5 protein-coding genes are annotated in these 8,074 nt (G+C 69.5%); all 5 read right to left on the reverse strand.

Annotation, left to right across the window (positions count from 1 at the left end):
• Positions 1 to 19 precede the first annotated feature (19 nt).
• The 5 genes from ACIHCQ_RS28530 to ACIHCQ_RS28550 are packed head-to-tail and all read right to left on the reverse strand — an operon-like array spanning position 20 to position 8,046.
• Positions 20 to 583 carry a DNA-binding protein gene (locus ACIHCQ_RS28530; RefSeq protein ID WP_399668238.1) on the reverse strand — a complete coding sequence of 188 codons (564 nt, stop codon included), beginning with the start codon at positions 581 to 583 and terminating at the stop codon, positions 20 to 22.
• Between the two features lie 23 nt (positions 584 to 606).
• On the reverse strand, positions 607 to 1,713 hold the full coding sequence (locus ACIHCQ_RS28535; protein ID WP_399668241.1) for a histidinol-phosphate transaminase: 1,107 nt from the start codon (positions 1,711 to 1,713) through the stop codon (positions 607 to 609).
• The gene (locus tag ACIHCQ_RS28540) at positions 1,710 to 1,949 is read right to left on the reverse strand and encodes an MbtH family protein (RefSeq protein ID WP_399668244.1); all 240 of its coding nucleotides are present in this window, start codon (positions 1,947 to 1,949) and stop codon (positions 1,710 to 1,712) included. The genes ACIHCQ_RS28535 and ACIHCQ_RS28540 overlap by 4 nt, the downstream gene beginning before the upstream one ends.
• Before the next feature lie 53 nt (positions 1,950 to 2,002).
• A complete protein-coding gene (locus tag ACIHCQ_RS28545) occupies positions 2,003 to 2,767 on the reverse strand; it encodes a thioesterase II family protein (protein ID WP_399668247.1) in 765 nt (254 codons plus the stop codon).
• Entirely contained in the window at positions 2,764 to 8,046 is a 5,283-nt protein-coding gene (locus tag ACIHCQ_RS28550) for an SDR family NAD(P)-dependent oxidoreductase (RefSeq protein ID WP_399668250.1), read from the reverse strand. Before ACIHCQ_RS28550 ends, ACIHCQ_RS28545 begins: the two co-directional genes overlap by 4 nt.
• Positions 8,047 to 8,074: the final 28 nt, after the last annotated feature.

Raw genomic sequence — 8,074 nt, forward strand, 5'->3', positions numbered from 1 at the left:
GCTAAGTCACTGCGCACGTTCACCCTTGCGGTCGCTTTCGGTTGGAGACCGTGGACGCGTCAGAGGCGGGGGTGTGATCCTCCATGCGGCTGATGGACCGCTCGCACCGCTGCTGAGCCGCCTGGGCCGAGCGCAGCCCCAGCCCGAAGGCGATCTCCGACCAGGTCATGCCGCGTTCCCTGGCGAGAAACGACAGACTGGCCTCCAGAGCCTCCAACTCGGCCCGGGCCGACGGCAGCAGGGTCAGCGCCGCCAGTATGTCGGTGGTGTCGACCTCCGTGGCACCCGTCGGCTGCGCGGTACGCGAAGCCAGGGAGGTGACGAGATGGATCGCCTCCTGAGCGGTGAGCCTGGGCCCCTGCTGCGCACCGGCCCGGCCGGACTGCTCCGGCCCGTTGGGCTGCTCGGTGTGCTCGGTGTGCTCGGTCTGCTGAGTCTGCTGAGTCTGCTCGGTATCGGGCCTGAGATGCCGTTCCGCGATACGCGCCAGCGCCACATGCTCACGGCGGGCGCGGGCCTGGTCCGGATCCTCGGCTCGGAACGCTGCACTCGTTTGATCTGCTCGGTAACTCACGGTCGGCATCCTGTCCCCTCAAAGTTACGTTGTCAACTGGACGTTGATACCTTTCCGTTGAAAGCCCGGCCTGCCGGAAACGTGTCGGCGGCGGCGAGGAGTTCGTCGTTCTCGTGAGGTTCGCCGACCGTGACACGGACACCTTCGCCCGCGAGCGCGCGCACCCTGATCCGGCGGTCCAGACAGTGCTGCCGGAACGGCTCGGACGCCTCACCGAGCGGAAGCCACAGAAAGTTGCCGCCGCTCGGCGGAACCTCGTAACCCCACTTGACCAGGGCTTCGCGAGTCCGCTCCCGCTCCAGGGCGACCACCCCCACACGTGTCCTCAACTCGGATACGCAGGCCAGCGAGGCGACCGCGGCCCGCTGCGCGACGGTGTTCACCGCGTACGGCACGGCCACGCGTGCCAGCATGTCCGCCACCGGCTCGGCGGAGACGCAGTAGCCGACCCGGACGCCCGCGAGACCGTACGCCTTGGAGAAGGTCCGCAGCGCGACCACATTGTGGCGCCCCCGGCGGATCCGCTCCTTGACATACGCGATGCCGTCGAGCGCGTCCGGATCGCCGACGAACTCCCAGTACGCCTCGTCGAGTACGACGAGCACGTCGCCGGGAACGGCGTCGAAGAACCGCTCCAGCTCCTCGCGGCCGAGCACGGTCCCGGTCGGATTGTTCGGCGTGCACACGAACACCAGCCGGGTCCGATCGGTGATCGCCGCGGCCATCGCCACCAGGTCGGGTTTGTGGGCGGGGGTGAGAGGAATCGCGCGCACCACGGCACCGGCCGTGCGGGCGAGCGTCGGATACACCTCGAACGAGCGCCACGGGATGATCACTTCATCCCCGGCCTCGCAGGTGATCTGCAGGAGTTGCATACAGAGCCCGACCGAACCCGGGCCGAGCGAAATGGTCTCCACCGGGAGCCCGTACGTCTCGGCCAGACGGCGCGTGAGGTCGGCGCCGCTGTTGTCGGGATAGCGGTTGACTTCGCGCACCGCGTCCGCCGTCGCGTCCCGGACGCCGGGCAGCGGTCCGAAGGCGAGCTCGTTGCTGTCGAGTTTGATCCCGCCCGCGCCCGCGGGCGCCGACCGGAAGACCGGCAGGTCTCCCAGGCCGGGCCGCAGCCGAAGATTCGTCACTCGTCCGCCTGCTTCGCCGCCCCGGCGGTCGCGTTCATCGCGTCCACCAGGCTCTTCGGCCGCATGTCGGTCCAATTCTCGTTGATGTAATCCAGACAGTCGGCCCGGGAGGCTTCACCGAAGACCGCTTTCCAGCCTTCCGGTATCTCCGCGAAACGCGGCCAGAGCGAATACTGCGACTCGTCGTTGATCAGGACGAAATAAGGTGCGTCTTCGTCCTCGAACGGATTCGTCATGGAAACCCCTCCAGTTGTACGGATTACCTGCTCTGCACCGAGTACAGCGTGACTCAACCCTGATGTAAAGCAATCGGATCGAGGTGCCCGACAACGGTTTCCAGCACCTTCTGCGGATGTTCGGTGACGAAGAAATGCCCGCCGGGAAATTCCTGCACGCTGAAATTCGAACGGGTGTGGCTCCGCCACCTGCCGGCGGCGTCCTTGTTCGTCGTGGGGTCGTCGCGGCCGACCAGTACAGCAATAGGCACCCCGGTCGTCACCTGAGGCCCGCAGCTGTACGAGGCGAGCGCCCGATAGTCGTTCCGCAGCGCCGGCAGGTGCATACGCAGTGCTTCTTCGTCGGCGAGCAGGAGCTCACCCGTACCGCCCAAGCGCCGCAGTTCGCCGATCAGCTCCGCCTCGCTCCACCGCTGCCGCCGTGCCTCCGCGCGGGGAAACGAGGGCGCGCCGCTCGCGGAAGCGAAGAGGTGCGCGACCTTCTCGGGCTGCTCGGCCTCGACCAGCCGCACTGTTTCGAAAGCGACCAGGGCACCCATGCTGGTACCGAGAAATGCCGTGGGCAGGTCATTCATGGTGAGCACCGCATCGGCCACTCCACGTGCCAGCTCATGAATGTCGGTGAGAGCGGGCTCGGACCGTCGCCATTGGCGGCCCGGGTACTGGACAGCGACGACCTCGACGGATGCGGGCGCGGCGGCGGAGAGCGGGAAAAAGGCGCCGGCGGAACCTCCCGCATGGGGAAAGCAGATCAATCTGAACCGGCTTCCCTCCTTGGTGTGGAGGGATGCTGTCCAGTCACCGCCGTAAGCGCTCATATCTCGTTCCCTGTCTTTTCTCGGCCGGTCTGTTCCCGGTCGGTCTGTTCCCGGTCGGTCTGTTCCCGGTCGGTCTGTTCCCGGTCGGTCTGTTCCCGGTCGGTCTGTTCCGGCATGGAGGCCTCCGTGCCGCCCTCCCAGTCGGGGCACACCTCGCGGAGATGAGCGGCAAGTTCGGCCGGGCTGGGACAGTCGAAGACGAGTGTCGCGGGCAGCGGCACGGACGTTGCCGCCGAAACCCGGTTGCGCAGCTCGATGGCCTGGAGAGAGTCCAGACCCAGCTTCTGGAACCCGAGGTCCGGGTCGATGTCGTCGGCCGAGTCGTGTCCGAGTACGAACGCGGTCTCGGTCCGCACCATGTCGAGGAGCGAACGCCGTGCAGCCGGGTCCGGCCGGTCCGCCCGGCCCGCCGGGTCCGCCGGGTCCGGTCGCCGGAGCCCCGATGTGTCCGACCGCATCACCCGGGCGGCGAGACGGGCCGCGACGAGAGTGGGCGTACGGCTGCCGACCGCCGCGTCGAACATGGCCAGCCCGCGCTCCGCCGACAGCACCCCGACGCCCTGCCGCGCCAGCCGGGCGCGGTCTTTGTCGTCCAGCCCCGCCGTGATGGCGCTCAGGGGTTCCCACAGGCCCCACGCGATGGACAGGGCAGGTGCCGGAAGGTGCCGCCGCTGCTCGGCCAGGCCGTCCAGGAACGCATTGGCCGCCGCGTAGTTGGCCTGCCCGGCTGAGCCGATCACGGCTGCCACCGACGAGAACAGAACAAAGGCCGACAGATCGCTGTCTTTCGTCAGCTCGTGCAGGTTGATCGCGGCATCCACCTTGGGCCGCAGTACCTGGTCCAGCGCCTCGGGAGTCAAGGAGCCCACCGTGGCGTCCCGCGCCACGCCCGCCGCGTGCACCACTCCCCCGAGCCGGATCCGCTGCCGCCGGAGATCTTTCAGCAGGGCGGCGACCGCCTGCCGGTCACCGATGTCGCATGCCGAGACGACGACCTCGGCGCCCAGTTCACCCAGCTCTCGGGTCAGCTCGGCACACCCCGGCGTGTCCGCTCCGCGGCGGCCGACCAGGACCAGCCGGGTCACGCCGTGCCGGACGACCAGGTGCCGGGCGACCAGCGCGCCCAGGGTTCCCAGCCCTCCCGTGATGAGGACCGCCCGGTCGGTGTCCCAGGCCCGCAGTGCGAGTACGACCTTGCCGACATGCCGGGCCTCCGCCAGATACCGGAACGCGCCCGGTGCTTCACGTACGGGCCAGGCCGTGACCGGGATCGGGACCAATGCTCCCGCCTCGAACAGCCGCACCAGCTCGGCAAGCATCTGCTGGATCCCGTCGGCGCCCGCTTCCCTGATGTCGAAACGTGCGTAGGCGACGTCGCCGTACTCCCCCGCCACCTCATCGGGTTCACGGATATCCGTCTTGCCCATCTCCATAAACCGTCCGCCCACGGCCAGCAGGCGCAGGGAGGCGTCGGTGAGCTCTCCGGCCAGCGAGTTCAGCACCACATTCATCCCGGCGCCGCCCGAGGCGGCGCGGAACGCGTCTTCGAAACCGCTGTCCCGCGAGGAGGCCGTGCGGTCCTCCGCTATGCCCATCGACCGCAGCGTCGGCCACTTCGCCGGGCTCGCCGTCGCGAACACCTCCGCGCCGATGTGCCGCGCGAGCTGCACGGCTGCCATGCCCACCGCTCCGGTCGCCGTATGCACCAGCACTTTTTCGCCGGCCCGCAGCCCGCCCAGCCGTACCAGCCCGTCATAGGCCGTCAGAAACGCCACAGGCACGGCCGCGGCCTGCTGGAGCGACCAGCCGAGAGGAATTCGGGTGATCATCCGGTGGTCGGTGACGGAGACGGGTCCCATCGCCTCGAACAGACCCATCACCCGGTCTCCGACGTCGATCCCGGCCACCTCAGGACCGACCTCCGTGACCACACCCGCGCCTTCGACGCTCTGGTACGCGGCGGCGTCGGAGACACCCTCGCGCGGTGCCACCATGCCCAGATTGAGCAGGACATCACGGAAGTTCACCCCGGCCGCATGCATCGCGACCCGGACCTGACCGGGCTTCAGCGGCGCGCCGGCCTCTGGCCAGACCGCCCACGACACGTCCTCCGGGGTGCCCTTGCCCACGTAGTCGAGTCGCCAGTGCTGATCGGGGCCCGCGGGCGGCTCGATCGCATGCGCGGCAGCGTCGAGGCCGACCAGGCTGGGGACGTACATCACGCCCTTGCGGAGGGCGAGTTGGGGTTCATCCGAGCGAAGAGCGTCGCCGAGCGCGCGGAGGGAAGCCTCGGCGGCGGCGGTCGCGGTCGCGGTGATGTCGATGTCGATGTCGATGTCGATGAGCTGCAGGCGCTGCGGTTCCTCCGACTGCGCCGAGCGAATCAGACCCCACACCGACCGGCCGGGCAGATCCCCGGTCGTCTCCTCCTCGTCCACGCTGATCGCGCGGCTGGTCAGAAGGACAAGCCGACAGCCGGACAGGGAGGGCGCGGACAGTACCCCCTGTACCAGGGCCAGCGTCCGAGTGAGCACGTCACGAACGGCCTTGCCGCCGTCGGGCGCCGCACTGGCCGGGCACGGTACGACGATGACCTCGGGGAGGCCACCGTCCGGGTTCCGGGTGGTCAGGGCGGACAGATCCGCGTAAGGGGCGACGTGACGGCCGAGGGCGCCGCTCAGACGGGCGGCGAGGTTACTGCCGTCGGGTTCGATCACGGCGCAGCGGGCGATGGGCGTGGTGTCGCCGGCCTGCGCCCGCTCCACCCACTTGACCTGGCGCAGGCCCTGGTCGGTCGTGGCGTGCTCAGCGGCACCGGCCACCACGACCTCACGCAGCGTCAGCGCCTCGATGGACGCGACGGGTGCGCCGTGCTCGTCGGCCAGCGAGATGGCCACCGTGTCCTGGCCGAGGGGTGTCAGACGTACGCGCAGAGCCGTGGCGCCCGAGATGTGCAGAGACAGTCCGCGCCAGAGGAACGGAACGCGGATCGCGTGCGCCGCGGCGGAATCCTCCGGCATCCGGCCGGTGTCGTCGAGGGGCCCCCGCGCGAGCCCGTCAACCTCGATGGCGTGCAGAGCCGCGTCCAGCAGAGCGGGGTGGATGCCGAACCGGTGCGCGTCCCCGCGCGGTCCGGGATGTACGGCCTGATGTTGCCCCGCGCTGTCTTCGGAACCCGGATCCGGCCGCGCTCCGGAGGGGAGCCGTACCTCCGCGTAGATCTCACCTTCACGCCGCCACACTGCCCTGAGTCCCTGGAAGGCGCGGCCGTAGGTGAGGCCCCGGCCGGCCAGTTCCGCGTAGGTCTCGTCGGGCTCCATCGGCACGCGCTGCGCGCCGGGCGGCGGCCAGGCCGTCAGGTCGAACGACGGCGTCGGTCCTCCGGTCGCCAGTACGGCGCTGCTGTGACGTTCCCACTCGCCGGTGGACATGGACCGTGCGTCGACGGGGTGCTCCCGTACCGGCCTGGAGTAGAAGGACAGGGTGCGCCGGCCCGTCCCGTCCGCTTCTCGCACGACCAGCCGCAACTGAACGTCGGTTTCGGGCGGCAGAACCAGCGGGGCTTCCAGGGTGAGTTCGTCCACCCGGTCGTAGCCGATCTCGCGCGCGGCGCGGGACACCAGCTCGGCGAAGGCCGCACCTGGCAGCAATGTCTCGCCCGCTACCACGTGTTCCGCGAGCCACGGGTGATCACGCGGCGACAGCAGGCCGGACCATACGAGGCTATCTGTCTCCGGTATCTCGACAACGTCGTTCAGCAACGGGTGGCGGCCGGCGGTGCGCGCGGCCCGGTTGTCCGCGGCGTGGCGGCCGGCGGATGAGTCGATCCAGTACCGGCGGCGCTCGAAAGGATAGGTGGGCAGGGCGATTTTCCTGCCGCCCCAGTCACCGGCCACGGTGGCCCAGTCCACGTCCATGCCATGGACGTAACCCGCCGCGATCCCATTGACCAGTGTGGTGGTCTCGGAACGCGCGCCGCGCAACAGGGGGACGACGTGCCAACCGTCGTCCTTCTCCCTGTCCTTCCCCCCGGAGAGTACGGCGCTCGCCATGGCCGACAACGTACTGTCGGGGCCGATCTCCACGAAGTAGGTCCCGCCGGCCGCGCGGGCCGCGAGCACACCGGCGGCGAACTGTACGGGGCGGCGGAGGTGGTCGACCCAGTACCGCGGTGAGGCCAGTTCCGACGCCTCCGCCGCCCGTCCCGTCACGTTCGAGAGGACAGGAATCTGGGGGCGGTGGTAGGTGAGCGACTCGGTGACCTCGCCGAACTCATCGAGAATCGGTTCCATGAGAGGGGAATGGAAGGCGTGGCTCACGGTGAGCGGCACTGTCCTGCGCCCTCGCGCCGAGAGCTGCCCGGCAATGACCTGAACCGTGGCCGCGTCACCGGAGATGACCACCGCCGCGATGCCGTTGACTGCCGCGATGCCGACGCGGTCCTCCAGCCCTGCCAGGAGCGGCTCGACCTCTTCCCTGGCGGCCCTGATCGACACCATCGCCCCGCCCGGCGGCAGGGACTGCATCAACCGGCCGCGTGACGCGACCAATCGGGCCGCGTCCGCCAGGGAGAACACGCCCGCGACATGGGCCGCCGTGAGCTCCCCGACCGAATGCCCCATGACGAGATCCGGTTCCACCCCCCAGGAACGCACCAGCCGGTAGAGGGCCAGTTCCGTGGCGAAGAGGGCCGGCTGCACGAACTCTGTCCGGTCGAGCAACGCCGCCTCGACGGAGGCAGGATGTGCGTACATCACGGACTTGAGCGGACGGTCCAGGTACGGATCCAGAGCCGCGCAGGCCTCATCAATGGCCTCGGCATAGGCGGGGAACCTCTCGTACAGCTGCCGTCCCATCCTGGTGCGCTGGGTTCCCTGCCCGGCGAACATGAACACCCGGCTGCCGCCCCCGGCGGCGACGCCCTGCAGCAGTTTGCCGTCCGTGCGCCCCCCGGCCAGCGCTTCGAGGCCCGCGACGAGGCCGTCCATGTCCTCGGCCACGACCGCGGCGCGCTTCTCGAATCCGGACTGGATCGAGGCTGTGGTGTGGGTGAGGTCGGTGGGGTGGGGTGCGGGGTCGGTGGTGGTCAGGAAGGTGTGCAGGCGCCGGGCCTGGGAACGCAACGCGCTCGCGGTCTTCGCCGACAACACCAACGGCAACAACTCCCCCGCCGCATCCCCATCCCCATCCCCATCCCCACCATCACGGTCGTGGTCGTGGCTATCGGGCTGCTCCAGGATGACGTGCGCGTTCGTACCCGAAATACCGAACGAGGACACCCCCGCCCGCCGCGGACGCCCCCGCTCC

Origin of the sequence: Streptomyces sp. NPDC052236 (genome assembly GCF_044548015.1) — a bacterium.
Taxonomy (GTDB): domain Bacteria; phylum Actinomycetota; class Actinomycetes; order Streptomycetales; family Streptomycetaceae; genus Streptomyces.

Bases quoted from the DNA above. Each gene is read 5' to 3' on its own strand.
- ACIHCQ_RS28530 (WP_399668238.1), bottom strand. From the start codon at position 583: ATGCCGACCGTGAGTTACCGAGCAGATCAAACGAGTGCAGCGTTCCGA.
- ACIHCQ_RS28540 (WP_399668244.1), bottom strand. From the start codon at position 1,949: ATGACGAATCCGTTCGAGGACGAAGACGCACCTTATTTCGTCCTGATC.
- ACIHCQ_RS28545 (WP_399668247.1), bottom strand. From the start codon at position 2,767: ATGAGCGCTTACGGCGGTGACTGGACAGCATCCCTCCACACCAAGGAG.